Source organism: Actinomycetospora aurantiaca (assembly GCF_037401875.1).
Taxonomy (GTDB): domain Bacteria; phylum Actinomycetota; class Actinomycetes; order Mycobacteriales; family Pseudonocardiaceae; genus Actinomycetospora; species Actinomycetospora aurantiaca.
Map to the genome: position 1 here is coordinate 135,332 of NZ_JBBEGN010000010.1, position 26,187 is coordinate 161,518.

25 protein-coding genes are annotated in these 26,187 nt (G+C 76.5%); 15 read left to right on the top strand and 10 right to left on the bottom strand.

Going from position 1 to position 26,187, the window contains the following annotated elements; translation table 11 throughout:
- The first annotated feature begins 82 nt into the window (after window positions 1-82).
- Both WCD74_RS19940 and WCD74_RS19945 read left to right on the top strand, forming a co-directional pair.
- Window positions 83-502 (top strand): YciI family protein, encoded by a 420-nt coding sequence (locus tag WCD74_RS19940; RefSeq protein ID WP_337696618.1) that lies wholly within the window; start codon window positions 83-85, stop codon window positions 500-502.
- Complete coding sequence (locus WCD74_RS19945; RefSeq protein WP_373696104.1) at window positions 499-1,785, top strand: RNA polymerase sigma factor; 1,287 nt, start codon at window positions 499-501, stop codon at window positions 1,783-1,785. The genes WCD74_RS19940 and WCD74_RS19945 overlap by 4 nt, the downstream gene beginning before the upstream one ends.
- Here WCD74_RS19945 and WCD74_RS19950 read toward each other — a convergent pair.
- From WCD74_RS19950 to WCD74_RS19960, 3 genes are all read right to left on the bottom strand, one after another.
- The gene (locus tag WCD74_RS19950; protein ID WP_337696620.1) at window positions 1,775-2,527 is read right to left on the bottom strand and encodes a hypothetical protein; all 753 of its coding nucleotides are present in this window, start codon (window positions 2,525-2,527) and stop codon (window positions 1,775-1,777) included. The two genes, WCD74_RS19945 and WCD74_RS19950, sit on opposite strands and share 11 nt — an antisense overlap.
- A gap of 65 nt (window positions 2,528-2,592) precedes the next feature.
- A complete protein-coding gene (locus WCD74_RS19955; protein ID WP_337696621.1) occupies window positions 2,593-3,609 on the bottom strand; it encodes a hypothetical protein in 1,017 nt (338 codons plus the stop codon).
- Window positions 3,606-4,943: a sodium/calcium exchanger protein gene (locus WCD74_RS19960; RefSeq protein WP_337696622.1), complete on the bottom strand. Its 1,338-nt coding sequence runs from the start codon at window positions 4,941-4,943 to the stop codon at window positions 3,606-3,608. The genes WCD74_RS19955 and WCD74_RS19960 overlap by 4 nt, the downstream gene beginning before the upstream one ends.
- A 148-nt stretch (window positions 4,944-5,091) precedes the next feature.
- Here WCD74_RS19960 and WCD74_RS19965 point away from each other — a divergent pair, with 148 nt between their 5' ends.
- Both WCD74_RS19965 and WCD74_RS19970 read left to right on the top strand, forming a co-directional pair.
- Window positions 5,092-6,024 (top strand): mechanosensitive ion channel family protein, encoded by a 933-nt coding sequence (locus WCD74_RS19965; RefSeq protein WP_337696623.1) that lies wholly within the window; start codon window positions 5,092-5,094, stop codon window positions 6,022-6,024.
- 87 nt (window positions 6,025-6,111) lie between these two features.
- On the top strand, window positions 6,112-7,101 hold the full coding sequence (locus WCD74_RS19970; protein ID WP_337696624.1) for a serine hydrolase: 990 nt from the start codon (window positions 6,112-6,114) through the stop codon (window positions 7,099-7,101).
- 55 nt (window positions 7,102-7,156) lie between these two features.
- Here WCD74_RS19970 and WCD74_RS19975 read toward each other — a convergent pair whose 3' ends face one another.
- Complete coding sequence (locus WCD74_RS19975; protein ID WP_337696625.1) at window positions 7,157-7,966, bottom strand: serine hydrolase domain-containing protein; 810 nt, start codon at window positions 7,964-7,966, stop codon at window positions 7,157-7,159.
- 94 nt (window positions 7,967-8,060) lie between these two features.
- Window positions 8,061-8,792 carry a YaaA family protein gene (locus WCD74_RS19980; RefSeq protein ID WP_337696626.1) on the bottom strand — a complete coding sequence of 244 codons (732 nt, stop codon included), beginning with the start codon at window positions 8,790-8,792 and terminating at the stop codon, window positions 8,061-8,063.
- 38 nt (window positions 8,793-8,830) lie between these two features.
- Between WCD74_RS19980 and WCD74_RS19985 the strand changes: the two genes are divergently transcribed.
- From WCD74_RS19985 to WCD74_RS20000, 4 genes are read left to right on the top strand one after another with little or no spacing between them, the layout of a single operon-like run.
- On the top strand, window positions 8,831-9,745 hold the full coding sequence (locus WCD74_RS19985; protein ID WP_337696627.1) for an aminoglycoside phosphotransferase family protein: 915 nt from the start codon (window positions 8,831-8,833) through the stop codon (window positions 9,743-9,745).
- A gap of 24 nt (window positions 9,746-9,769) precedes the next feature.
- The gene (locus tag WCD74_RS19990; RefSeq protein WP_337696628.1) at window positions 9,770-13,981 is read left to right on the top strand and encodes an SbcC/MukB-like Walker B domain-containing protein; all 4,212 of its coding nucleotides are present in this window, start codon (window positions 9,770-9,772) and stop codon (window positions 13,979-13,981) included.
- Between the two features lies 1 nt (window position 13,982).
- Window positions 13,983-15,461: a TIGR02677 family protein gene (locus WCD74_RS19995; RefSeq protein ID WP_337696629.1), complete on the top strand. Its 1,479-nt coding sequence runs from the start codon at window positions 13,983-13,985 to the stop codon at window positions 15,459-15,461.
- On the top strand, window positions 15,458-16,606 hold the full coding sequence (locus WCD74_RS20000) for a TIGR02678 family protein (protein ID WP_337696630.1): 1,149 nt from the start codon (window positions 15,458-15,460) through the stop codon (window positions 16,604-16,606). The genes WCD74_RS19995 and WCD74_RS20000 overlap by 4 nt, the downstream gene beginning before the upstream one ends.
- A 3-nt stretch (window positions 16,607-16,609) precedes the next feature.
- On the opposite strand, the gene WCD74_RS20005 is transcribed toward WCD74_RS20000, so the two are convergent.
- Entirely contained in the window at window positions 16,610-17,029 is a 420-nt protein-coding gene (locus tag WCD74_RS20005; RefSeq protein ID WP_337696631.1) for a VOC family protein, read from the bottom strand.
- Between the two features lie 61 nt (window positions 17,030-17,090).
- Between WCD74_RS20005 and WCD74_RS20010 the strand changes: the two genes are divergently transcribed.
- From WCD74_RS20010 to WCD74_RS20030, 5 genes are read left to right on the top strand one after another with little or no spacing between them, the layout of a single operon-like run.
- Window positions 17,091-18,044: a helix-turn-helix transcriptional regulator gene (locus WCD74_RS20010; protein ID WP_337696632.1), complete on the top strand. Its 954-nt coding sequence runs from the start codon at window positions 17,091-17,093 to the stop codon at window positions 18,042-18,044.
- 30 nt (window positions 18,045-18,074) lie between these two features.
- The gene (locus tag WCD74_RS20015) at window positions 18,075-18,533 is read left to right on the top strand and encodes a hypothetical protein (RefSeq protein WP_337696633.1); all 459 of its coding nucleotides are present in this window, start codon (window positions 18,075-18,077) and stop codon (window positions 18,531-18,533) included.
- Between the two features lie 39 nt (window positions 18,534-18,572).
- Window positions 18,573-18,803 carry an Arc family DNA-binding protein gene (locus WCD74_RS20020; protein WP_337696634.1) on the top strand — a complete coding sequence of 77 codons (231 nt, stop codon included), beginning with the start codon at window positions 18,573-18,575 and terminating at the stop codon, window positions 18,801-18,803.
- The gene (locus WCD74_RS20025; RefSeq protein WP_337696635.1) at window positions 18,800-19,111 is read left to right on the top strand and encodes a type II toxin-antitoxin system PemK/MazF family toxin; all 312 of its coding nucleotides are present in this window, start codon (window positions 18,800-18,802) and stop codon (window positions 19,109-19,111) included. The genes WCD74_RS20020 and WCD74_RS20025 overlap by 4 nt, the downstream gene beginning before the upstream one ends.
- 6 nt (window positions 19,112-19,117) lie before the next feature.
- Complete coding sequence (locus WCD74_RS20030; RefSeq protein ID WP_337696636.1) at window positions 19,118-20,317, top strand: DUF2399 domain-containing protein; 1,200 nt, start codon at window positions 19,118-19,120, stop codon at window positions 20,315-20,317.
- Here WCD74_RS20030 and WCD74_RS20035 read toward each other — a convergent pair.
- A complete protein-coding gene (locus WCD74_RS20035) occupies window positions 20,314-21,102 on the bottom strand; it encodes an EI24 domain-containing protein (RefSeq protein ID WP_337696637.1) in 789 nt (262 codons plus the stop codon). The two genes, WCD74_RS20030 and WCD74_RS20035, sit on opposite strands and share 4 nt — an antisense overlap.
- Before the next feature lie 116 nt (window positions 21,103-21,218).
- On the opposite strand from WCD74_RS20035, the gene WCD74_RS20040 reads away from it, so the two are divergent.
- A complete protein-coding gene (locus WCD74_RS20040; RefSeq protein WP_337696638.1) occupies window positions 21,219-22,055 on the top strand; it encodes an ABC transporter substrate-binding protein in 837 nt (278 codons plus the stop codon).
- Here the strand turns inward: WCD74_RS20040 and soxR are convergent.
- The 3 genes from soxR to WCD74_RS20055 are packed head-to-tail and all read right to left on the bottom strand — an operon-like array spanning window position 22,052 to window position 24,110.
- A complete protein-coding gene (soxR, locus tag WCD74_RS20045) occupies window positions 22,052-22,492 on the bottom strand; it encodes a redox-sensitive transcriptional activator SoxR (RefSeq protein WP_337696639.1) in 441 nt (146 codons plus the stop codon). The two genes, WCD74_RS20040 and soxR, sit on opposite strands and share 4 nt — an antisense overlap.
- Window positions 22,493-22,524: 32 nt before the next feature.
- A complete protein-coding gene (locus WCD74_RS20050) occupies window positions 22,525-22,938 on the bottom strand; it encodes a hypothetical protein (RefSeq protein WP_337696640.1) in 414 nt (137 codons plus the stop codon).
- Between the two features lie 17 nt (window positions 22,939-22,955).
- A complete protein-coding gene (locus WCD74_RS20055; protein WP_337696641.1) occupies window positions 22,956-24,110 on the bottom strand; it encodes a DUF2786 domain-containing protein in 1,155 nt (384 codons plus the stop codon).
- A 139-nt stretch (window positions 24,111-24,249) separates the two neighbouring features.
- On the opposite strand from WCD74_RS20055, the gene WCD74_RS20060 reads away from it, so the two are divergent.
- On the top strand, window positions 24,250-26,142 hold the full coding sequence (locus WCD74_RS20060; protein ID WP_337696642.1) for a hypothetical protein: 1,893 nt from the start codon (window positions 24,250-24,252) through the stop codon (window positions 26,140-26,142).
- The last annotated feature ends 45 nt before the right edge of the window (window positions 26,143-26,187 follow it).

Consider the following 26,187-nt stretch of genomic DNA (forward strand, 5'->3'; position numbering starts at 1 on the left):
CCGTGTCGATCCCGGGGCGGGCCGCTCGACCTGGGGGTGTCAGGGTCCGCCGGGGACCCGCACGAGGCAGGGAGACACCGCCATGAAGTACATGCTGATCATGCGCGCCACCGACGAGGCGTACGCCGCGATGGCCGACGTGAGCATGGACGAGATGCTCGAGAAGATGGGCCGGTTCCAGGAGGAGATGCTCCGGGCCGGGGTGCTGCTCGCCGCCGAGGGCCTCGAGGACCCGGCCGAGACCGTCGTCGTCGACCACGGCTCGGAGCCCCCGGTGGTCACCGACGGCCCCTACGGGGAGACCAAGGAGCTCTTCGGCGGCTTCTACCTGCTCAACGTCGCCTCCCGCGAGGAGGCCGTCGCGTGGGCGACGCGCGCGCCGGGCACCGGGCCGGGCTTCAAGACCGAGATCCGCCGCGTCTCGTCGATCGACGAGTTCCCGCAGGACAACGTGTGGATCCAGAAGGAGCGGGCGTGGCGCGAGGCGACGGGCCAGCTCTGAGCGTCGGGACCGGGCGGTCGGGGCGGGAGGCCGTCGCCGCCGTGTGGCGCATCGAGTCCCCGCGCATCGTCGGCGCGCTCGCCCGCTACACCGGCGACTTCGCGCTCGCCGAGGACGTCGCGCAGGAGGCGCTGGCGGAGGCGCTCGTGACGTGGCCCCGCGAGGGGGTGCCCCGGGAGCCCGGGGCGTGGCTGCTCACGGTCGGGCGGCGGCGCGCGATCGACGCGTTCCGACGCCGCGCCGGACGCGACGAGCGCTACGCCGCCCTCGCCCACGAGCTGGGCGAGGGCGGCGCCGCGCCGGGCACGGTCGACGGCGGGGCGGACGAGCTCCTCTTCGACCCCGACCGGATCGACGACGACGTCCTGGCGCTGATCTTCGTGTCGTGCCACCCGGTGCTCTCGCGGGAGGCCCGGGTGGCGCTGACCCTGCGGGTGGTCGGTGGCCTCACCAGCGACGAGATCGCCCGGGCGTTCCTCGTGCCCACCGCGACGGTGCAAGCGAGGATCACCCGCGCGAAGAAGACGCTCGGGGCGGCCGGGGTGCCGTTCGGGGTGCCGCCGGCCGCCGAGCGCGGCGAGCGCCTGTCCTCGGTGCTCCACGTCATCTATCTGATCTTCACCGAGGGGTCGTCCGCGAGCTCCGGCGACGACCTCATCCGCCTCGACCTCGCGGCGGAGGCCCGGCGTCTCGCCCGGGTCCTGGCCCGCCTGGTCTCCGACCACGCCGAGGTCCACGGCCTGCTCGCGCTGCTCGAGCTCACCGCCGCGCGCTTCCCGGCACGGACCGGGCCCGACGGCGAGCCCGTGCTGCTCGCCGACCAGGACCGACGGCGCTGGGACGCCGCCGCGATCGGTCGCGGGCGCGCCGCGCTCGACCGGGCCCAGGAAACCGGACGGGGCCTCGGCGCCTACGGCCTGCAGGCCGCCATCGCGGCCTGCCACGCGACGGCCCCGTCGGTCGAGGCCACCGACTGGCAGCGCATCGTGCTGCTCTACGAGGCCCTCGGGCGGCTCGCGCCCTCGCCGGTGGTCGAGCTCAACCGCGCGGTGGCGGTCTCGATGGCGCAGGACCCGGCCGCCGCCCTGCCGATCGTCGACGGTCTCGCGGACTCGGCCGAGCTCGCGGGCTCGCACCTGCTGCCGAGCGTGCGCGGTGAACTGCTCACCCGCCTCGGGCGCCCCGTCGAGGCGCGGGAGGCCCTGGAGCTCGCGGTCGCGCGCTGCGGCAACGAGCGGGAACGGGACCTGCTCCGCGGCAAGATCGCCGGGCTCAGAGGGTGAGCAGCGGGAGGACCCCCGCGGCGGCCGCGGCGATCCCCACGACCACGCCGGTCGCGGCGAGCGACCGGCGCTGCCGTTGACGGCCGAGGCCGAGGGCGGCGGTCGCCGTCCCGAGCACCGCGAGGCCGAGTTCGACGAGCAGCGTCACGTGCGTCCCGCCGTGGGTGGCGGCGACCGCGGTGACGAGCGTCGCGACGAGGGCGACGACCGAGACCACCAGCCCGACGACGGCCGGTGCGGGGCCGGTCCCCGGGCCGTCGGGCAACGTGTTGCGACCGGGGCGGGCGACCAGGTCGGTCAGCGCCTCCTCGGCCGGCTCGTCGTCGACCGGTGCGGCGGCCACCACGGGCGCCGTCGGGGCGGCCGGCGCGGTGGGCGGCTCCGTCTTGCTCGTCGGGCTCGTCGGGCTCGTCGGGCTCGTCGGGCTCGTCGGGGCCGGCGCGCCCGGACGCTCCGAGGTGGTCCGGGACGCGGCCTCGCGGGCCGCCTCCACGCGGGCGAGCGAGCGCGCCGGCAGGCCACCGGGCCCGGCCGCGGCGTCGTCGGCGGACCCGGGCCGGGCCCGCCGGTGCCGCGGCGGGCCGACCAGCGAGGCCGCCGCGAGGACCGGGGCCCCGTCGGCCGCGTCGGGGCTGCGGTGCCGGCCTCTCGTCGGCACCCCGCCGTCGCCCGTCGTGCCCCCGGGTCGCGCCACCTGCACCGACACCCGGCCCGGCTCGCGAGGGGTCGGTGGGCGCGGCATGGGCGAGGACTCCCGGGCGTCGGCGGCGGAGGGCGTACGGAAGATCGACGATGACGGGTGGGGCGTTACCCGGCCGTGACGGAGCGGGGCGCGGCGTCGTCCTGCATCCGGTGCCACGCCATCGCGAGCTGGGTCGCGATCGGGCGGATCACCCGGACGTCGTTCCAGTAGAACGGGTGCGCCAGCGGGGTCCAGCCGAGCCACCACGGGGCGACGTGCACGGTCCGGTCCTCGGCCACCGCGTCGCCGTAGGCGTCGTTGAGGGGGCGCAGCGGCGAGGAGATGACGTCGTCGGGGTCCCAGACGTTGATCCACTCGCCGCCCACCCGCGGGTGGCGCCGCGCGAGCGCCGGGTGGGGCACCGTGAGCGGCGTCCCGAAGTCGGGGTGGCGCTGGGCGAACAGCGCCAGCGGCGAGCCGAGGGTGTGGAACCACCCGAGCGTCTCGCCCCGCTCGAGCGGGGTGTCGTCCAGCTCGGCGGCCACCTCCGGGGAGACCCCCGCCGAGCCGGAGGTGTGCAGGCCGCCCGCGACCTGCAGGTCGTAGAAGAAGTTGCTCGCCACCACGGTGCCGAGCGAGTGGGCCAGCACGCACAACGGGGCATCGGTCCCCGCCTCGCCCGCGAGGTCGTGCAGGCACTGCGCGAGGTGCCGGTGGACGCCGTCGTACAGCGTCCGGTCCACCGCGCCCGCCTGGTAGCTGATCGCGTCGCCGAGGTAGTGCACGATCAGCCACCGCAGCGTCGGGAAGTGGAAGTCCGGGGTGCCCGGCAGGCTGCGGACGAGGCCGGACGCGACCAGCCCGAGCAGCGCGCCGACCGACCCGCGGTCGGCGGCGCCGCCGAGCGAGTCGAGCAGGTCGAACACCCCCTCGGCGCGGGCGCCGCCCATGCGGCGCAGCAGGGTGTCCTGGCGCCGCTCGTACTCCGGGGCCCAGAACGCCGTGTGCAGCGCGAGGGCGTCGTCGGCGTCCACCCCGGCGATGCGGGTGAACTCCTCGCGCAGCAGGGCGATCGAGGTGTCCGCGAAGCGGGAGTCCGCGATCTCGACGCCGTGCACCCACATCACGGCCAGCTTCGTCACGCGTTCTCCTTCGTGAGCTCGGAGTAGGGGGTGCGCAGGCCGTCGCGGAACAGCGTCACCAGGGCCTTCCGCTGCCGCACGAAGAGGACGACCGCCAGGACGACGTAGACCGCCGAGAGGATCAGCAGCTCGGTCTCCTGCAGCGCCGCGGGCAGGAACGCCGCGAGCAGGAACTGGGCGACGAACAGACCCAGCAGGGCCAGGGCGCCCTTCACCGAGATCGACAGCGTCACCAGCAGGGCCACCGCGAACAGCGACTGGGCGGCGGTGAGCAGCAGCTCCTCGCGCTGGTCGACGTCGATCGGCAGGCCGTTGAACGAGCCGGCCGCGAGCGCGAAGACCAGCGGCAGCGTGCCCACGAGCAGCGACCACTGGTTGACCTTGGACGAGACGAGGGTGGCGAGCGCGTCCGTCGTCTTCAGCCGCCAGGCGTAGAGGCCGGCGACCAGCAGCTCGGGCGCCTCGGAGGCCAGCGGGGCGAGCCACTGCACCAGGAAGAACTGGCTGATGCCGAGCTCGGTGCCGGTCTCGACCAGCGCGTCCGCGAAGTGCTCCGCGCACGCGATGATGATCGCCGCGGCGAGGACGAACAGCCCGATGTACCAGGTGCGCCGCGGCGTGGTGGCCTTCTCCCCGATCCACGCCGACGGCCCGATGAGGTCCGGGTCCTCGGCGGGGGCCCGCGCGACCCGGATGCTGTAGGCGACGAAGATGCCGACGAGCACCACCAGGTCGACGAACGTGATGCTGACCCGCAGCGGCAGGGTCAGCGAGTAGAGGGTGGCGAGCAGCAGGAACATCAGCGGCACCGAGTCCGTGCGGCTGAGCGTGACCCGGGTGGCGTGGCCCTCGCGGTGATTCGTCCCGCCGTCGCCGAGCTCCCCGGAGCGCCCGGCGGAGGTCCGCAGCCGGATCGCGGCCAGCAGCACGACGAGCGCCCACCCGACGCCGACCAGGATCCGGTTGGCCCCGGTCATGTTCGCCAGGGCGAGCCCGCAGGGGGACTGCTCGGTCGAGCCCGGTGGCAGGCAGGTCGGACCGAACTCGGCGTAGGCGTTGCCGCCCTGGATCGTGAAGACGAAGTCCACGGCGTACTCGGGCAGCACCGCGACGAGGGCGAGCAGCGCGATCGCGAGACCGGCGGAGATGTCCACCTGCGCCGCCTCGGCCGCCCACGAGAGCAGGAAGGCGGCCCCGACGATCGCGAGGCCGTAGATCAGGGCGTCGACGGGTGGGGTCAGGGACAGCCCGCCGAGGCTCATCACGACGCCGGGCACGGCGACGGCGACGGCGCCCCCCACGAGCAGGGGCGAGCTGGTGCGGGGGGCCGACATGTCCGAATCACTACCCGAGTCGGGGCCCGCCCACCCACCGACCACGCCGGGTCACCCCCGGTGTTCGTGCGCGCGCGGTGGTCCGGCACCGTGGCGGGGCCTGCACGTCAGCTCCCGAAGCTCCCCGATCTGCACGCCGAGGTGATCAGTGCTCGCCCAGGCCCCCGGAATCCCCGCTCCGGACTGCGTCGCCGACGCCGGCTCCTGGTGCGCCCGCGTCTACTCCTGGACCGGGGTGGCGTGGCTCTCCCGCGACGCCGACTCGACGATCTCGGTCCTGTTCTCGGTGGTCGTGATCGTCGCGGTCGCCGCCCTCGTGCGGCTCGTCGTGAACCGCGTCATCGCCCACGTCGCGACCGGGGCCGGCGTCCCCGGCCTGCTCTCCCTGGTGCGTCGGCGTCGCGGGACGAGCGACGCCGCGCGAATCGAGGCGTTCGGGTCCGCGCGCCGTGCCCAGCGCGCCCGCACGGTCGCGTCGGTGCTGCAGTCGGCCGCGAGCATCCTCGTCCTCGGGACCGCCTTCATGATGGTGCTCTCGCGGTTCGGGGTGAACCTCGCGCCGGTCCTGGCGTCGGCCGGGGTACTCGGCCTCGCGATCGGCTTCGGGGCGCAGAACCTGGTCCGGGACTTCCTCTCCGGGATCTTCATGCTGCTCGAGGACCAGTACGGGGTCGGCGACCACGTCGACCTCGGCGACGCCGTCGGGACGATCGAGCGGGTCGGGCTGCGGACGACGTCGGTCCGCGACGACGCCGGGGTCGTCTGGTACGTCCGCAACGGCACCATCGAGCGCGTCGGCAACGCCTCGCAGGACCACGCGGTCGCGGTCGTCGACGTCCCGCTCGACCTCGGGACCGACGTCGAGCAGGCGGGCCGGGTCGCGGCCGCGGCGGCCCGCGAGGCGGTCGGGGCCGGCCACGCCCACGACGTGCTCGAACCACCGAGGGTGCTGGGGGTGCAGTCGGTCACCGAGACCGGCATGACGCTGCGCCTGACCACCAAGACCCGACCGAACCGCCAGTGGGCCGTGCAGCGTGCGGTCACCGAGCGGGTCGTGTCCGACCTGCGCAGCGCCGCCTGAGCGACGCCGATGACCCTGCTGTCCGATCCCTCACGTTCCTCGTCGACCGCGACGCGGACCGGATCGCGGCACGGGCATCATCGGACCGTGACTCGAGCGCGGTCCCGCCAGGCCGGGCGCCGCGCTGCGCGCCCGCGGCGGGGGCTGCTCGCGCCGTCGCGCACACCCGGGTTCCGGCGCTCGCGCGGTGTGCTGCTGGCCGCGGCCGTCGTCGCCGTGCTCGTCGTCGGGAGCCCGTTCCTGCTCGGCCTGCTCGACCCGCAGGTGGAGACCGAGCAGGTCGCCCCCGCGCCCACGCCCGTGGCGGCTCCCGCCGCCCCCGCCGCCCCGGCACCGACCGCCGCTGCGCCCGCCCCCTCCCCGGCGCAGGCCGCGGTCGAGGCCGCGGACGCGACCGTCACCCGACGGGGCGCCGACGTCGGGATCGCGGTGCTCGACCGGGCCACCGGGGCCCTGGCGCTCAACGACGAGGCCGACGACGCGATGAACTCGGCGTCGCTGTCCAAGCTGCTCACCGCGATCGACCTGCTGGACCGGGGCGCCGAGGGCCGTGTCACGGTGACCGCCGGCGACCGTCGGCTCGTCCGGGCCGCGCTGGGCCCGAGCGACGACCCGTCGATGAACGCGCTGTGGACCCGCTTCGGCGGGCAGGCCGGGATCACCCGGGTCGTCGAGCGGCTCGACCTGCAGGACACCGCCGTGCCCGACGACCCGTCGCAGTGGGGCGAGGTGCAGCTCTCCGCCCGCGACATGACCACGGTCTTCCGCCACGTGCTGGAGGCGATGGGCCCCGCCGACCGCGACCTGGTGCTCGGCGCCATGTCGGCCGCGCCCACCACCGCCTCGGACGGCTTCGACCAGGGTTTCGGCCTGCTCGCGCCCGACCAGCGCGGCGCCGCGGCGAAGCAGGGCTGGCTGTGCTGCCTCCAGAGCTCGATCGACCTGCACACCGCGGGCGTCCTCGACCCGCAGGGCCGCTTCGTCGTCGCCGTCCTGTCCAACCAGCCGTTCGGCTACGACGCGGCCCGCGCCGTCGTGGACGACGCGGTGGGCGCGTTGCGGGAGCGGTTGGTCTGAGTCGGTGCAAGCAATGCGTCACTGCTTGCACCCAGTGCCAGGAAAGGCGGCACCGTCAGGAACGGAGCTCGGCCAGCACCGCGTCGGTGAACGCGGGCCAGGCCTCCTTCGCCCAGTCCCCGAAGTCGCGGTCGGTGAGCGCGACGCACGCGGCGCCGACGTCCGGGTCGACCCACAGGAACGTCCCGGACTGCCCGAAGTGGCCGAAGGTCGACGGCGAGCTGTCCGCGCCGGTCCAGTGCGGCGACTTGTGGCCGCGCAGCTCGACGCCCAGCCCCCAGTCGTTGGGCTTCTGGTAGCCGAGCCCGGGCAGCACCCCGGCCAGACCGGGGAACTGCACCGAGGTCGCCTCGGCGAGCGTCTCGGGTGCCAGCAGGGACGGGGTGAGCAGCTCGCGGGCGAGGAGCACCAGGTCGTCGACGGTCGAGGTCGCGCCGTGCCCGGCCGACCCGTCGAGGGTCGTCGAGGACATCCCGAGCGGCGCGCAGACGGCGTCGTGGAGGTAGTCGGGGAAGTCGATGCCGGTGCGCGCGGTGACGTGGTCGGCCAGCACCTCGAACCCCGCCGACGAGTACAGCCGGCGCGTCCCGGGCTCGGCCATGACCTTGTGCTCGTTGAACGCCAGGCCGGACGTGTGGGCGAGCAGGTGGCGGACGGTCGATGCTTCCGGGCCTGCGGCCTCGTCGAGGGTGATCGCCTCCTCCTCGACGGCGAGCCAGGCGGCGACCGCGACGAGGGGCTTGGTCACCGAGGCGAGCCGGAAGCGGCGGTCGGTGGGTCCGTGGGCGGCGACCCCGTCGGCGGTGATCACGGCGATCGCCACGTGCTCGACCGGCCAGTCGTCCACCCGCGCGAGGCTGTCCACGGCGGGCCACCCTAGGGGAGCCGTCCGCGACGGTGCCGCCTTTCCTGGCACTGGGTGCAAGCAGTGACGCATTGCTGGCACCGGAGGTGCACCGTCAGCGCGGGACGACGAGCAGCAGGGACGTCTCGCCCGCCTGCTCCACCCGCAGCCCGGCGTCCGCGAGGACGGCGAGCACGCCGCCGGTGTCCTTCGGGCGACGTCGGGTCGAGGCGAGCAGCCGGGCCGCACGCCCCTTGAACGACTTGTTCGCGTGGCTGACCGTGCTCCGCGACCCGTCGTCGGCCTCGGAGACGACGTCGAGCGTGGTCGCGCCGGGCGCGGGCGCCAGCGCCATGTAGCCGCCGGAACGCAGGTCGACCACGTGCTCGTCGAGCCCGGCCAGGACCGGCCCCAGCACCGGGCGCCACACGGTGCGCAGCCCGCCGCGCCCGGGGAGCGTGGAGTCGGCGGACAGGCGGTAGGCCGGGATGGGGTCGGTGCCCATGACGAGGCCGAACAGGGCCGAGCACACCGCGATCCGGCGGCGGGCACCCGTCGTCAGGGACCGCGCGTCCAGGGCGTCGTAGAGCACACCGGTGTAGCGGGAGAGCGCCGGCGTCGTCCGGGAGGTGCGCAGGGCGGCGTCGCGCTCGATCTCGTCGTCCTGGCGCTCGCTGACCCCGAGGGCCGCGCGGGCCGCCGGGACGTCGTCGGCGAGGGCGACCAGCGCGTCGACGAGCTCGGCGCGCACCGGGTTCAGCGCCGGGAACGACAGTGCGCCGAGGTCCAGCGGCTTCCCGCGACCCCCGGCCGCCTTCGTCTCGGAGGGTGGGAGCACGACGAGCACCCGGGCATGATCCCTCCCGGGGCGGCGGGAGGTGTCCGATGGGTGGGGTCGACGAGCGCTTCGCCGCGGAGCTGGCGTGGGCGACCGGCCAGGTGACCCTCACGGGTCCGGTCGAGGCGCGGGAGCGGCCGTGGGCCTCGGTCCTGCGGCTGCCGGCCGACGGCGGACCGGTGTGGCTGAAGGTCACCACGCCCGCGACCCGGCCCGAGGTCGGCCTCTACCGGCTGCTCGCCGCGACGGTGCCCGAGGCGGTCCTCGTCCCTCTCGCCCTCGACGAGGGCCGCGGCCTGCTCCTCCTTCCCGACGGCGGGCCCACGCTCGCCGATCGCCCACCCGAGCGGCTCCCCGGCGATCTCGCGGACGCGTTCGCGGCGTACGGCCGACTGCAGCGGGCCATGGCGCCGCACCGCGCGGAGCTGGTCGCGCTCGGGCTGCCGGACGCCTCGCCGGGCGCCCTCGACGCGCGGTGCGCCGAGGCCGTGGCCGCGACGGGCCTTCCCGACGGCGGGGCCTGCCGGGCCGCCGTCGCCGGCTGGGCCCGGGCGCTGTCCACCGCCCCGGCCGCGGACCTCGCCACCGTCGACCACCAGGACCTGCACGCCGACAACGTGTTGCGCTCCGGCCGGTTCTACGACTGGGGCGACGCCGTCGTCGCGCACCCGTTCGCGAGCATGCTCGTCGGCCTGGGCGGACTGGCCCGGAGGCTCGGGCTCGATCCAGACGACGCCGTGGTGCGCCGGGTGCGCGACGCCTACCTCGACGTGTTCTCCGACCTCGCTCCGCACGCCGAGCTGGTGGCCACCTGCACGCTGGCCTGCCGGGCCGCCGTCGTCGCGCGGGCGCTGGTGTGGCACCGCGCCGTGGGGGCGGCCGGGGCGGACCACCGCTTCGCCGACGCCGCCCGTCAGACCCTCGCGGCGTACGCCGACCCGTCGCCCTTCGCGGCCTCCTGAGGACGGTTCCGTACCCTCCTCCGGGTGGATTCCCCAGCCAGGTGGCAGCCGTCGCGCGCCGGGATCCTGAACGTCTACCAGTACCAGGACGAGGTGCTGGACTTCGGCGGCGGCCGCCTGCTGCTGCGCGGGGTCAACGGCTCGGGCAAGTCGACGGCGATGAACATGCTCCTGCCGTTCCTGCTCGAGGCCGACGTCCGCAAGATCGACGCGGCCGGCGAGCAGCGCGGGGTGCTGCGCTCCTGGATGCTCTCGGACAACGACGACACCCAGCGCACCGGCTACCTGTGGATCGAGTTCGTGCGAGGGGACGAGTACCGCACCGTGGGGTGCGGCATCCGGGCGAACCGGTCCACCGACCGCGTCACCACCTGGTGGTTCTCCACCGACCGGCGGGCACGGATCGACTTCCGCCTCACCGAGGCCGACGTGCCGTTCTCGGTCGAGGCGCTGCGGGCCGAGCTCGGCACCCGCGGGCAGGTGTTCTCCTCCACCGCGGAGTACCGCGCCGAGGTGGCCCGGCGCTTCTTCGGCGGCACCGACCCGACGGCGTACTTCCGGCTGCTCCACCAGGTGCGGAATCCGCGCGTCGGCGACCGGATCGACACCGACCTGCCGCGCACCCTGCGCGAGGCCCTGCCCCCGGTGCCGGAGGACGCGGTGAACGACGCCGCGCAGCCGCTCGAGGACCTGGAGGACCACCGCCGCAACGTCACCGACCTGGCGGCGACGGCGGAGGCGCTCGACGGGGTCGTCGAGGTCTACACCGACTACGCCCGCCGCGTGCTCATGACCGCGGTGGAGGGCGCCGCCTCCGCCGTCGACGCTGCCCGGACCGCCGGGAGGCGCGTGGAGCGGGACCGCGCCGCCGCGCAGCGCTCCGTCACGGCCCGCGACGACGCCGTCCGCGTGGTCGGCGAGCTGAGCGACGAGCACGCCCGCGCGACCTCCGAGCGGCAGGGCCTCGTGAACCTGCCGGAGTACTCCGCGCACGCCGACCTCGTCCGCCGTCGCGACGAGCTGGCCCGGGCGGACGAGGCCGCGGGCACCCTCGACGCCGTCCGCGGCCGGGCGCTCACCCGCGTGACGGCGGCCGCCGGGAGCGCGACCGGCGCGAAGGGGCAGGTCGAGTCCGACCTCGCCGGGGTGGCCGAGCACCTGCGCGGGGTCGCGACGGCGGCCCGGGGCGCGTCCGCCCCCGTGCGGTTGCCCGACCCGCCGACCCTGGCCACCGAACTGCGCGACGACACCGCGAGCGGCACGTCGGTCGACGTGCTGGACGGCGCCGACGACCCGGGCGCCGACCTCCCCACGGCGCTGGTCGGTGTCGGGGACGACCTGCGCGCCCACCGCACGCGGGTCCGGGAGCTGCGGGAGCGCGCCGCGGCGGCGGACCGGGAGAGCACGGGGGCCGAGCGCGCGGAGGCGGAGTCCGCGGAGTCGGCCGAGCGGGCCGCCGAGGCCGCCGAGCAGGCCGACGTCGCCCGGCGGGCCGCGCGGGTCGCGGCCGACGAGCACGTCGAGGCGGTCGCGGCGTGGCGGACCCGGTTCGCCGAGCACCTCGCGGCGGTGCCGCCCGCGGAGCCCGGCGGCGCCGCGGGCTGGCTCCCGGTCGGAGCGACGGAGGAGGAGCCGGACGCGGTCGACGACCTGCGCGCCCGCGCGGACGCCCTCGTCGGCGCCGCACGGCGGGAGGCCGACGACGCCTCGGGCGTCCTGGCGGCGGCGCGCAGCCGGGCGTCGGCCGGGGTCGGGGAGATCGACGACGAGCTGGGCGCGCTGCGCGCCGAGCACGCCCGGGTCGAGGCCGCCGCGGAGCTGCCGCTGCCGCGCGGTTCGTGGCGCGCCGACCCGGAGGTCGACGACGCCGAGCTCTTCGCCTCCCTCGTCGACTTCGCCGACGACCTGGACGACGACGCCCGCGCGGGGCTCGAGGCGGCGCTCGAGGCCTCCGGACTGCTCGCGGCACGGGTCTCGCGCGACGGGGAGGTCCGCGGCGCGGCGGGCGAGCTGCTCGTGACGGCGGGGCCGGCCTCCTCGGCCGGCCTCGGCGCCCGGCTCGTCCCGGTGGACACGGGCGCGGTGCCGGTCGAGGTCGTCGCGGGGGTGCTGGCCGCGGTGGGCACGGCGCCGGGCGGGGCGGCGCTCTGGGTGGCCGACGACGGGTCCTTCGGTGCGGGCCCGCTGCGGGGGCGGCACACCAAGCCGGCCGCCGAGTACGTCGGCGCCGGCGCGCGGGAGCAGGCCCGGGCGCGCCGGCTGGCCGAGCTGGCCGCCCGGGTGGCCGACGCCGCGGCCCGGCTCGCGGCCGCCCGGACGGTGGCGGAGGCGCTCGACGAGCACGCGGAGGCGCTGCGCCGTCTGGTCCGCGAGCTGCCGGGCACCCGCACCGTCGACGACGCGGTGGTCGCCGCCACCGGCGCCGCGCGCTACGCGCAGGAGGCGCAGGGGCGGGCGGCCGAGCGGGCGGCGGCGGCGGCCGAGGCGCGCCGTCGGGCGGACGACGCGACCGCCCGGCTGCAGCAGGAGGCGTCCGAGGCGGGCCTGCCGACCGACCCCGCGCGTCTCGAGGGCCTGCTCGAGGCCGTCACGGACGCCGAGCGGGCGCTGGCCGCCGTGGACTCGGCGGGTGAGCGGGTCCGGCGCAGCGTCCGCGCGTGGCGGGAGGCCGTCGCGGGCTGGGAGCGGGAGGTCGCCGACCTGGCGGGCGCCGTCGCCGACCACCGCGCGGCCGCCGGGCACGCGGCGTCGGTGCGCACCGAGCTGGAGACCGCCGAGTCGGCGCTCGGCGAGGAGCCCGCCAAGGTGGCCGCCCGGGTCTCGGAGCTCGACGCGCACCTGCGGGGGACCGCCGCCCGGCTGGAGTCCGCCCGCGAGGAGCAGACGACCGCGACCGTCGCCGTCCGCGAGGCCGAGCTCCGCGTGGAGTCCGCCCGCGAGACGCTCACCGAGCGGGAGAAGGCGGCCCTCGGTGGGCGGGCCCGCCTGGTCGACGCGCTGGAGGTGCCGGGGCTGCTGGCCGCGGCGGAGCGGCCGGAGCGGCCGGACGGATCCGGACCCACCGATTCCACACGAACGGGCGGCTCGTCACCTTCTACCGTGACGAACGGCCCGCTCGTGCCGGACGGCGAGGGCGCGGACGGCGCAGCGGACTGGTCCGAGGGGCCCGTCCCCGTCACCCCGGACACCGTCGACGGCGCCGCGGAGCTGGTCGACGCGCTGCGCACCCGGCTCGCGGCGCCCCGTCGTCCGGTCACCGAGGACGCGCTGGAGAAGGCACTGCGCGAGACCCGGGACCGGCTGGCGTCGGGTTGGGACATCGAGTCCCGTCGCGGCGCCGACGGTGCCCCGCTGGCGGTGCACGTCACCGGGCCGACGCGTGCGGTGCTCGCGCAGATGGTGCACCGCGTCGCGGTTCAACGGCGGCGGGCGACGAGCCTGCTCTCCGCCCAGCAGGACCAGGCGCTGCGCAACCTGCTGCACGGCCGGATCGCCCGCGAGGTGGCGGACGCGCTGTTCGCGGCCGGCGAGCTGGTGGAGCGGATGAACCGCATCCTGCGCGGCGTCACCTCCAGCCAGGGCATCGGCGTGCGGCTGCAGTGGCGCCCGCGCGGCGACCTCGAACCCGAGACCGCGACCGCGCTGGCGCTGCTCGGCAAGCACCCGGACCTGCGCACGCCCGAGGAGGACGACCAGGTCCGCGAGGCCGTGCGCCGCCTCGTCGAGCAGGCCCGGACGGCGGACCCGGAGGCGTCCTACCGGTCGGTGATCGGCGACGTCCTGGACTACCGCACGTGGCACGAGATGCGGATCTACCTGCGGCGGCCCGGCCGTTCCGACGAGCTCCTGACCCGGCGCACCACGCTCTCCGAGGGCGAGAAGAAGCTGGTGACGGTGCTGCCGATGGCCAGCGCCGCCGCCGCGAGCGCCGCCGCCCACGACCCGCACGGGGTCGGCGCGCCCCGGCTGGTGCTCCTCGACGACGCGTTCGCGAAGGTCTCCGAGGACAACCACGCGAAGCTCTTCGGGCTGCTCGTCGACCTCGACGTGGACTTCGTCGTCACCTCCGAGCGGCTCTGGGGCACCCACCCGAACGTGCCCGAGCTCGCGATCACCGAGGTGCTGCGTGACCCGGAGCTGCGGGCGATCGCGCTGGTGCACTACCGGTGGAACGGCCACGAGCTGTCGGTGGGAGACGCAGCGGAGCGGAGCTCGACCCGGGGGACGGGTGCCTAGCGTGAGCAGCACGATCCGGCCGGTCGTCTTCTCCTACGTCACCGAGTCCCCGGAGTACCGCTGGATCCTGGCGGTGTTCGCGGGCACGTTCTTCGCCGAGCTGAGCCCCGGCGAGGTCACCGCCCGGCTGACCGAGGCCGGCCACGACCTGGACGAGGCCACCGTCAAGATCCGCCTCGACCAGCTGCGGACGTGGGGCAACCTCGAGGTGTCCGCCTCGGTCGGGCAGGTCGGGACGGTGGAGGACTACTACTACCGCCGCCGCGACCGCTACCTGATCACCCGGGTCGGCCAGGAGGTGCACGACCTGGTCGAGGGCGTCCTGGCGCAGGTCGACGACGTGCGCGACGTCTCGCTGGGCCGGCTCGACCAGCTGCGGACCGCGCTGGAGGAGCTCGCCCGGCTCGACGCCGCGACCGCCCCGCCCGGCCGGCTCGCGGAGGCGGTCCGCGCGGTGTTCGACCCGCACGTCGCCTTCTCGGCCGAGATCACCCAGTTCTTCGCCGCCATCAACCAGTGGCAGTCCCGGTTCGACCTCGACGAGGACGAGTTCGCCTTCTTCTCCGAGGTGCTCGTCGGCTACGTCGGCGAACGGCTGGAGACGCTGCACCGCGCGGCGCGCCCGATCGCCGCGCTGCTCACCGACCTCGCACCCGCCGTCGGGACCATCGTGGAGCGCGCCGCGGACGGCCTCGCGGCCCGGGTGGCCGCCGCCGGCCTGTCGTCGGTGCGGGTCCGCCGCGAGCCCGGCGCGGCGACCGCGGACTGGGAGAACCTCGCGTCGTGGTTCGTCTCCACGACGGGCCGGCCGAGCCGGGTGCAGACGCTGGAGCGGGACGCGGTCGACGCCGTCCGCACCCTGACCCAGAACCTCACCCGCCTCTCCCGCACCGGGACGGCGGGCTCCTCGCGGCGGGTGGACTTCCTGCGGCTCGCCGGGTTCTTCGCGCACGCCTCCGCGCCCCGGGCCCACGAGCTGGCCGCGGCCGCGTTCGGGCTCTACGGGGCGCGGCACCTCGGCGTGGCGGGGAGCGACGACACCGACCCCGTCGACCCGACCGTCTCCTGGTGGGACGCGCCGGTGGCGACGGTGCCGGTGTCGCTGCGCGAGCGCGGCGACACGACCAGCCGCGGCCGCACCTCCCGGGTGCAGGACCGCACGCAGGAGCGCCGCCACCTGCTCGCGCGCAAGGCGGAGGTCGAGAAGCGGGCCGCGGCGGCGCGCGCGGAACTGCTCGAGGCGGGCGCGGACGGGTTCGCGGCCCGGCTGTCCGAACCGGCGCTGCGCGAGCTGCAGCGGGTGCTCACCCGCGCCGTCGCGGACCTGGGGCCGGACCCGTCGTCGGGAACGGGGAGCGTGGTGCTGGACGGCGTGCGCTGCGAGGTCCGCCGCGTCCCGGGCGCGGCCACGACGGTGCCCACCCACGCCGGTGCCCTGCGCGTGGAGGGCCTGGCGCTGACGGTGGAGCCGTCGTCGTGACCGACCCGCAGCGCGACGGCGAGCTCGTCGCGGCGACGCGGGCGCTGCTCGCCCGCCCGTGGCGGACCGCCGAGTCGGACCCCGACCTCGTCGCGACGATCCGCCGGCACGCCGACGCGCTCGACGCGTGGTTCACCCAGGAACTGAACTACCGGCTCGTCGTCACCGCGGACACCGCCCGGCTGGTCAAGACCGGGCACGTGCCCACCGACCGGCCGCTGCGCACGTCCTCGGCGTCGCCGCGGCCGTTTACCTCGGCCGAGTACACGGCGTTGGCGCTGGTCCTGGCGGCGACGACGTCCGGGCCGGACCGCACGAGCCTGCGCGACCTCGTCAACGCCGTGCACTCCGCCGCGGCGGAGGCGGGTGTCGTGCTGGACACCGACGCGGCGTCGCGGCGGGCTCTCGTCACGGCGCTGCGCTGGCTGATCGCGCAGGGGATGCTGCGCGAGCTGGACCGGGGGATCGCCCTCTACGAGCACGACGCGGACGCCGACGCGCTGCTGGAGGTGCGCCAGGACCGGATGGCGCTGCTGCCGACGGGGGCGGTCGTGGGCGCGGAGACCCCGGACGAGCTGGTCGACCGGGCCCGGGAGCGCGGGTCGGCGGCGACGGCGGCACGGCGCCGGCTGGTCGAGGACCCGGTGGTCCTGGCCGCGGACCTCGACCCGCCCCGGTTCGCCGAGCTGCGCCGTCGCGCCGGGGACGAGGGCCGGCGGATCGAGGCGCGCACCGGCCTGGTCGTGGAGGCCCGCGCCGAGGGACTCGCGGCCCTCGACGTCGACGGCGGGTGCTCCGACATCGCCTTCCCGACCGGCGGCACCGTGCCACACGCCGCGTTGCTGCTGGTCAGCGAGCTCGTGTACCAGTTCCGGCCCGCCGAGGACCCGGAACCGATCCCGTGGACGTCGGTGCGCGAGGTGCTCGACGAGCTGGTCGCGGAGCACGGCCGGTACTGGTCCAAGGCGGCCCTGGCCGACCGCGACCGCTTCGCCGCCGACGTGCTGGGGCTGCTGGTCTCGATGCGGCTGGTGGCGCTCGAGGGCGACGGCGCGGTCCGGGTGCTGCCGCCCGCGGCGCGCTACACCCCCGACGTCACGGTGGTCGAGGGAGAGGACGCCGAGGAGCAGCCGACGTTGCTGTAGCGGTCACGGCGCCCGGTGGCACACCGCCTCCAGGTTGACGCCGTCCGGGGAGCGGACGAAGGCGCCGTAGTAGTCCGGGTGGTACTCCGGGCACACGCCCGGCCCGCGCAGCACCGTGGCCCCGGCGTCCACCGCAGCGGCGGAGAACGCGGCGACCACGTCCCGGTCGGTGGCCGTGAACGCGAGGTGGGTGTCGTCGTCGTAGGTGACCCGTCGCCTGGCCTCGATCACCCAGAAGAACGGCTTCGCGCCGACGCCGAAGGCGTGCATGGCCTTCTGTCCCGACGGCGGGTCGGGCAGGACGTGCAGGAGGCTCACGATCCCGAGCGGCGCGAGCGCGGCCGTGTGGAACGCGATCGCGGCGTCGAGGTCGGTCACGGGCAGGTTCAGGTGGTCGATCAGCGAGCCCTCGAGCGTGGTCATGTCGGCACCGTGCCCGCCGTACCGGCCGCCGGATGACCGGTTCTCCGGGAGACTCCGGACCGTGGCCACCACCTCGGCGCGGACCCTCCGGCTGCTGTCGCTGCTGGGCACCGGGCGCACCCGGTCGGGCGCGGAGCTGTGCGCGCGGCTGGAGGTGTCCGAGCGCACGCTGCGCCGCGACGTCGAGGTGCTGCGGGAGATGGGCTATGCCGTCGACCCGGTCAAGGGGGTCGGCGGGGGCTACCGGCTCGGTCCCGGCGGCGCCCTGCCGCCGGTCGTGCTCGACGAGGACCAGGTCGTCGCCGTGGTCGTGGCGCTGCAGACGGCCTCGACGGCGCTGCTGGGCATCGAGGAGTCCGCGCGGCGGGCCCTCTCGACCCTCCGGCAGGTCATGCCCCGCCGGCTCCGGGGCGACGCCGAGCTGCCCGTGACCCCGGTCGTCAACCAGTGGGAGTTCCCGGCCGAGCCGATCGCGGCGGGGCTGGTGCGCGAGGTCGGGGCGGCCGTCCGCCGACGGCAGGTGCTCCGTCTCGACGTCGACGACGAGGCCGTGCGCGTCGAGCCGCACCACCTCGTGGTGTGGGCGGCGCGCTGGTACCTCGTGGCCTTCGACCTGTGGGCGGGCCGCTGGCGGGTCCTCCGGCTGGACCGGGTCACGCTGCACCCGCCCACGGGCTCCGGCTTCGCCGAACGACCCCTGCCCGAGGGCGGGCCGGTCGAGTTCGTCCGGCACACCCCCGACCGCGGCGACCGGCCCGCGCCGTGGCCCTGCCTCGGCCACGTCGACCTCGCCCTGCCCGCGGCGGTCGTCGCCGAGTTCGCGCCCGGCGGAGCGGTCGTCGAGGCGGTTACGACGACGAGCTGCCGGCTCACCATGGGGGCGTGGTCGTGGTCCGGGCTCGCCGGGCTCTACCTGACGTTCGGCGCGGAGATGGGCCGGGTCGAGCCGGTCGAGCTGCGCGAGGCGTTCACCGCCGCCCGGGAGCTCCTCGGGCGGGCGGTCGGTGGAGGGTGAGTGTCGGGGGGTGGTCCTACCGTGCACGGCATGGACGTGATGGGGGAGATCGGTGCCGCGGTCGAGCAGGGACACGCCGGGGAGGCCGCCGAGGCACGGCGCCGGCTGACGCAGCTGTGGCACGACCCGGCGGTGCAGGCCGACCCGTTCCGCCGGTGCGCGCTGGCCCACTACGCCGCCGACCTGGAGCCGGAGGTCGCCGACGAGATCCGGTGGGACCTCCGGGCGCTCGACGCGGCCGACGCGATCCCGCCCGACCACGAGACCCCGGTCGACGTCGCGGCCATGTACCCGTCGCTGCACCTCAACCTGGGGGACGCCTACCTCCGCGCCGGGGACCTGCCGAGCGCCGTCCACCACCTCGAGCGGGCGCGGGCCTCGACGGGCGCTCTTCCGGACGACGGGTACGGGCGCATGATCCGTGGGGGGATCGAGGCCCTCGGGGAGCGCGTCGCGGACGAGCACGCACGGCAGGGGCGCCGCTGGTGAGACGCATCTCGTGACAGCATCTCCTGCTAGCATGCACCGATGGCGCGCACGATCACGCTCCGGCTCCCCGACGAGGTCTACGAGATGGTCCGTCGGTACGCGGAGAGCGACGCGCAGTCGATGAACGCCTGGATCGAGTCCCTCGTGGACGGCGAGGACATGCGGCGTCGATGCGCCGCCCACGAGGAGTGGCTCGTCAGCCGTCCTGAGCACGTTCGCAGGGCCGAAGCCTGGGCCGACGGGAATCTCGACGAGCTCGCCGGTCGATGACCACGTCGCCGCCGGCCGCCCGCCGCGGGGATCTCTGGGACACCGACGCGGGCGTGCGGGTCCTGGTGATCTCGTCGACGGTCTACAACGAGATCCGCAGCGAGCCGACCGTCGTGATCGTTCCGGTGTTCGGCTCCGAGCCCGACGCCGGCTTCGGGATCGACGTCGGCGACGGTTGGGCGGCCCCGGGGCTGATCAGCAGCCTCCGCAAGTCGCGGCTGCAGACTCTCGTCCGTCACGTCGACGTCCAGGTCCTCACGGACGTGAACACCATGCTCTTCCGCATCCTCGCCACTCCCGAGCGATAGGCGCTCGTGCCGATCCCGCCCGTCCTGCTCCAGCCCGAGTTCGTCCCGCTCTGGCAGCACGTCGCGGCGACGCTCGACCGGCGCGGCCTGCACGACCGGGGCTGGGTCCCGCTCCCCGACGGACTCCCGCCGACCGTCCGTGCCCGCCTCCGGGACCTGGTGCCGGGCCGCTCGACCCGCCGTCTGGACCTCGCCCAGCTGGATCGCGCGCTCGACCGCCACGGCACCGACCTGCTCGCGCTGCTCACGGCCGCGGGCTGTCCACCGACGGGCCGACGCGAGGCCCGCGACGCCGACCGCGACCGGCGCTCGGGTCGCGACGAGGCGCTCGCCGAGGCCGCGCGGGACGCACTCGGTGACGGACCGTGGGTCTCCGCCTGGATCGCGGCGGTCCGCTCGGGCCTTCCCGACGGCGGCTCGGCGCGGGCGGCCGTCGACACGGTCGCGCGCGTGCTCGCCGCGGCCGGCGAGCCGGGGCTGCGCAGCCGGGCCGAGGTGGCGGCGCGGGTGCTGGACGGGGCGCACGCGCTGGACCGGGGGACACCGCAGCGGCGGCTCGTCGGCCAGGCTCTCGCCCTGCGGGCGGAACGGGGCCACTGGGACGACCCGGCCGTGTGGGAGGAGGCCGGCCTGCCCGGCGACCTCGTGGCGACGCCGGTGCTGACCTGGGCCCTGCCCCTGCTCGGCGACGGCGTCCCGGCGGCCGTCCGGGCCGCCACCGCGGCCGGCGCGCCCAGCCACCTCTCGACGCTGACCCTCCGGGACCTACGGGTCGAGGTCCCGCCCGGCACGGTCGTGCTCGGTGTCGAGAACCCGCGTCTGCTCGAGGCCGCCGTCCAGCGCCGGCTGTCGGTGCCGATGCTGTGCACCCTCGGCAACCCGACGACGGCGCCGCTCACCCTGATCCGCGCCCTGCTCGACGCCGGCGCCGAGGTCCGCCACCACGGCGACCTGGACCCGGCGGGTGTCGCGATCACCGCTCGGCTCACCGCACTGGGTGTCGTCCCGTGGCACATGACCGCGCCCGACTACCTCGCCGCCGTGACCCCCGGGCTGCGGCGGTTCACCGACCCGGTGCCGCGGACGCCCTGGGACCCCGACCTGCAGCGCGTCATGACCGAGCACGGGCGGGCCGTCGACGAGGAGCGGGTCATGGACGAGCTGCTCGCCGCCGCCGACCGTGAGGGGAAGGATCCCTCGCTCTAGTGGCGTGAGGGTTCCCCTCGCGCGGGGCGGGTGGGCGGCAGACCGGTCGGCTCGCCGCGCATCTCCCGCGCCACCAGCGTCGCGGCGGCCGCCCCGACCGGGATCGCGACGATGCCGACGAGCGGGACGAGGCACAGCAGGTAGGTCGGCACCCCCACGGCCCAGCCCAGCAGGCGCCGGGAACGCACGACCCGCCGTCGGGCCGCGAAGCCGATCCCGCGCCGCTCGAGGGCCGGAGCGGTCAGCTCCAGGACCAGCAGCCGCCCGCCCACCAGCGCGGCGACCACCGGCACCACCGTCTGGCCCACCACGGGCAGGAACCCTGCGGCGAACAGCGGGATTGCGACCAGCACCGACATCGCCACCAGCGCCAGCCCGTCCCGGGCACCGCGCAGCAGCGCCACGGCCCACGACCGGTCCGGCCCGGAGGGCACCGTCCCCACCGTGTCGTCGACGATCTCGGAGAGCTTCTCGTAGAACGGCCCGCCGATCGCCAGGGTCACCGCCACGAACGTCAGCACCGCCACCAGACCGACGGCCCCCAGCACGGCGATCCCGACGACGACCTCGGCCACCCCCCGCGCGCCCGGGGACCAGTCCGCGGCGAACCCGGTGAGCAGACCGACCAGGTCGTCGGAGAACCGGACGAGCACCACCAGGGCGGCCGCGTAGAGCAGCGCCGTCACCACCGCGGGCAGCGCGCCGAGGCGCAGGAGCCGCGGCGAGCGCAGGACCATGCCCGCGCCGCGGGCGTAGAGCCGGAGACCGAGCAGGAGGTCGGACACGTCCGGATCGTCCCACCGCAGGAGACGGAGCGACGAGCACCGCGCGGACGTGCTTCCGTCCGGCGCTACACCTGGCCCGAGCGCGGTCGGGGGCGGAGGGCCTAGCGTCGACGACCATGCGGATCGCGTCGCTGCTGCCCGCCACCACCGAGATCGTGGGCGCCCTCGGGCGCGCGGACGACCTGGTCGCGGTCACGTTCGAGTGCGACCACCCGCCGGGTCTCGCCGCGCCCGTCGTCGTGCGCTCGGCCCTCGACGAGGGCATGACCCCCGCCGAGATCGACCGCACCGTCCGGGAACGCGCCGCCGCCGGGCTCCCCATGTACGACCTCGACCGGGAGGCGCTGCGCGCGGCCGCCCCGGACGTCGTCCTCACCCAGGACCTGTGCGGGGTGTGCGCGCTGCCCGGCCGCACCGTGGCCGAGGCGCTCGACGAGATCGGCCTGTCCGACGTCGTCGTCCACTCGTTCGACCCGCACACCTTCGACGAGGTCCTCACCGGCATTGCCGACCTCGCCGCCGCGATCGGCGCCGAGGCCGTACCCCTGCTCTCCGACCTGCGTCGACGTCTCGAGGCCGTGGACGCCGCGCTCGCCGGCGAGCCACGTCCCCGCGCCCTGGTGCTGGAGTGGACCGACCCGCCGTTCCTGCCCGGGCACTGGGTGCCCGAGCTCGTCCGCCGGGCCGGAGCGGTCCCGACGGCCGCCGCGGACGGCGGGCGCAGCCGGGCGGTGGCCTGGGAGGACCTGGAGCCCCCGGAGGTCGTGATCGTCAGCCCGTGCGGCTACGACCTCGCCGGGGCGCAGGCGCAGGCCGGCCCGGTCGCGCGGCGGTACCCGGGGGTGCCGGTCGTCCCGATCGACTCCGCCTCCTACGTCGTCCGGGCCGGGCCGCGGCTCGTGGAGGGCATCGAGGTGCTCGCCCGCGCCCTGCACCCCGGGCGCTTCGGCTAACGCAGCACCTGCGGACCCGGGCCGGCCTCCCCGAGCCGGTCGCCCGGGTTGACCATCTGGCAGCGGTCGATCGACAGGCAGCCGCAGCCGATGCAGCCGCTGAAGTCGTCGCGCAGCTGGGTCAGGCGGCGGATCCGCTCGTCGAGCTCGGCGCGCCAGGTCGCCGAGAGCTGCTCCCAGTCGGCGCGGGTCGGGGTGCGGGAGTCCGGGAGGCCGTCGAGCGCCTCGCGGACCTGGGCCAGCGGTACCCCCACCCGCTGGGCGATCCGGATGAACGCGATGCGCCGCAGCACGTCGCGGCGGAACCGCCGCTGGTTGCCCGCGGTGCGGCGGCTCGCGATCAGGCCCTCGCGCTCGTAGAAGTGCAGGGCGGAGACGGCCACCCCGCTGCGCGCCGCGACCTCACCGACGGACAGCTCGCCGGCGCCAGGCGTCATGGGACGACCGTGGACCTCGACCATGGTCCAGGTCAAGGGCGTGGTCGTGACCCGTGCGCCGCCAGCACCCGGACGGTGGCCACGGCTGCCTCCTCGGTGGTGACGCCGGACGTCTCCGCCCAGGACGAGGCGGGCCGCTCGCCGCCGAGCGCGGCGCCGAGACCCCCGTCCGCGGTCGGGGGCAGGCCGGTGAGCACCGTGTCGCAGGCCGCGAGGATCTCGGGCCGGCGCCGCGCGAGGTGCTCCGCGAGCAGGTGGCGCAGCTCCGTGAGGGCCTCCTCGCGGCCGTCGGCGAGGTCGGCGGCGGCGCGGCGCAGCAGCCGCTCGAGGGTCTCGGCGGGCAGGCCGCGCCCGAGGTCGGCGTCGGCGGGCCGGGCCGTGACCCCGCGGCGCTGGTCGCGGCGGCGCTGCTTGGCCGCGCGGCGTTCCCGGTTGGACCCAGCCATGACGGAGATGGTCGCAGTCAGTCCGGCAGCGCCTCCCGCCCCACCTGCAGGGTCGCGGCGTCGGCGGCGTCCCGCCCGGCCTGCCAGCCCGCACCGTTGCCCACCGAGAACCGCTTCGTCGTCAGCCGCGGGAACAGCTCGGTGACCGTCCGCTCCACGGCCTCGCCCCGCGCGGCGAGCACCGGCAGGAGCGCGTCGCCGCTCTCGGCGCGTGCCTCGGCCTCGGCGGCCGCCCCCGCCTCCCGCAGCCGTTCGCCGATGCGGGTCGCGTAGGAGAGCAGGAAGGCGTGCCGGAACGACCGCGTGCGCGAGCCGGCCGCCGAAGCCGCCATCGCCCGCCCGGCCTGCACGAGCAACGAGGTCGCCAGCAGCTCGACGGTGTCCAGGTCGGTGGGGTGACCGACCACCGTGACCAGGTCCAGCGCGTCCAGGCTCACCGCCCGGCAGCGGTTCGCCCCCGCGACCTGGTGGACCAGGCTGGACTTCGCCGACGTGTAGGGCGCGTCGAGCCAGAGCCGGCGCACCCCCGCCGTCGGGACCGGCCCGGAACCCTCGGAGACGACCGCCGCCGCCAGCGCGTGCCGGGCCATCAGCTCCTGGGCCTTGGCCGAGAGGGCCTCCGCCTCCTGGGCGAACGTCGTGGACTCCGCCTTCGCGAGCAGGGCCCGGACCCGGGCCAGCACCTTCGGGTCCACGCCGGTGGTGTCGGGTCCGCCGTCCGGCACGACCGGCAGCCGCGGCAGGACCAGCAGGGTCCCGACGAGGCGCAGCACGGCCGCGCCCGCCGCCGCGCGGTCCAGGCCGCGGGACGTCCGCCACGCCGTGACCAGGGGGCGGTCCGCGTCCCACCAGCGCCGCGCGTCGACCCCGGCGGTGGAGAAGGTCGCGGGACGGCGTGCGGCGTCGGCCGCGACGAGGTCGGTGACCAGCGGCACCGCAGCGGCCCCCAGCCGGCGCCGGACGATCTCCACGAGGTCGCGCGGGGTCCACCCGCGGTCCCACAGCGGGTCGACCGCGTCGAGGAGGGCGCGGTCGGCCCCGGGGTCGAGCGCGGCCTCGGGCACCCGGCCCGCGAGCAGGGTCACACCCCGCGCCACGGCCTCCGGCGCGACACCCCCGCGGGCGAGCTCGGTGATCAGGGAGGCCGCCACCGCGACCTGGTCTCGGGACATCTCGGGCTCCGATCATCGTCGTCACCCCCTCCTGAGGTGGCGAGGGGCCCCCGCGGTTCCGTCGGATGATGAACTTGAGCCGAATCGCGGCGGGCGCTGCGCCGTTGAGCCCCCCGGAGGTGGATCAGGAGTGACGGCGATGGCGGAACGGGCGCCCGGGACGGGGGACGACGATCCCGCCCCGACGGCTGCCCCGGGTCTGGCGGCGCCCACCACCGCCGTGCGCCCCGGGCCACCACCGCCCCCGCACCGCGCCGTGCTGGAGCGCCTGGCCGGGACCGACGGCCTCGTCGTGACCGGTCTGGACGACGAGCACCGCGCCGCCCTCGTCGACGGGCTGCGCGCCGACGGACGCCGGGTCCGGGTGCTGGCCCCGACCCCCGCGGACGCGCAGGCGTGGCGCGAGCGGCTCGGTGAGACCCCGCTGCGGCCGCACCGGGTCGCGGCCGGCGTCGTCGGGACCGTCGAGGAGATCGCCGCCCAGCTGGCGGCCGCGCCGCAGGACGCGTGGCTGTCCGAGCTGCTCGGACCGGACGACCCGCTCGACCCGCCCACCGCGACCGGGCCGACGCCGCCCCTCGACGCCTCCGAGCTGGCCGCCCTGCGCCGGCTCCTGGTCGCCGAGCACGGTGAGCGCACCCTGGACCCGGCCCGCCGGCACCAGGTCCTGCCCCCGCCCGCCGAGCTGCCGCCGGAGCCGCACGTCGAGCAGCTCGCCGCGGAGCTGCTCGACGTCGCCGGCCCGGCCGGCTCCCTCGCCCGCGAGATGGCCCGCCCGCTCATCGCCGCCCTCGCCGGGCTCCCTCCGGACGCCGCGCCCGCCCTGGACCCGGTCCTGCGGCGCATCGACGAGACCGTTATCGGCCTCGGACCCGCCGGCGAGGACGCGGCGTGGGCGCGGGCCACGGTGGACGCGGTGCTCGACGGTCGCGCCGCCGCGGCGTGGTCGCGGGCCGCCGCGGCCCTCGCCACCGTCGGGGACGTCGCCGAGCACGACCGCGGCAGCGGCCCGGCCCAGGTCCGCGTCACGGACGAGACGCTGGAGCCGGGGCCGGCCGCGGACGCCTTCGAGGCCTACGCGGACTTCCTGGCGGCGGGTGGCTCGCCGCGGCGGATGTTCAAGTCCGACCAGCAGCGGGCGGTGGAGTCCGCCCTGCCGGCGCTGGCGGTCAACCGCGTGGACCCGCTGACCGCCGAGGGCGCCCGGGCGGTGGCCCACCACCTGCGGCTGCGGGTGATCGAGGCGACCGTCGCCGACGCGCTCGCGCCCCTCGGCCGGGTCGTGCGCCCCGCCGAGCAGCGGGCGCTGATGGTGCACCGGTTGCTGTCGCTGCAGGAGCTGGGGCGGCGGATCGGGCACGTGCTGGACGCGGTCGGCCGGCTGCGCGGCCTGCTCGTCGGTCTGCCCGCCGACGTCCGGCCGCCCACGGACTCGCTCCCCGCGGTGGGCCGGGTCGTCGCGACCGGCCGCCGCCTCACGTCCCGTCCCAGCGCCGACCTCGCGCGCCGCGAGCTCGGCGAGGTGCTGGCCCGGCTGGCCGACGGTGCCCTGCCCGCCGAGCAGGCGCCCGAGCTGCGGGCCACGATCGCGGCCCTGCGGCGCCTGGACGTCGACGGCTACGCCGTCGCGGCGGAAGGGGTCGACGCCGCCCGGGTCGAGCAGCGCGAGCTGCGCCGCTCCGACGCGCTCGCCGCCCGGCTCGCGGAATGGCCCGCGCTGCTCGAGGCGCTCGACGCGGACACCTCCGACGAGACCTGGGCGCCGCGGGAACGACGCTGGGCGGCGGCGTGGTCGCACCGGCGGGCGGCGGCGTGGCTGGCGCGCCAGGCCCCGGTCGACTCCGTGGTCACCGTGCCCGCGCTGGACCATGCCGACGGGGCCGACGGGGCTGACCTGCTCGTCGTCGGCCCGTTGCGCGACGAGGTGCCGCCCGGCATCGAGGTGCCCGACCGGGTCGCCGACCTGCCCGGTCACCCCGACGACGGCCGCCGACTGCTGGTCCTGCCGCTGCCCGCCGCCCCGCCTGCCTGAGGGGAACCCTCGGTCGGCCGGAGCGACCGGATCCTCCCCTCACGG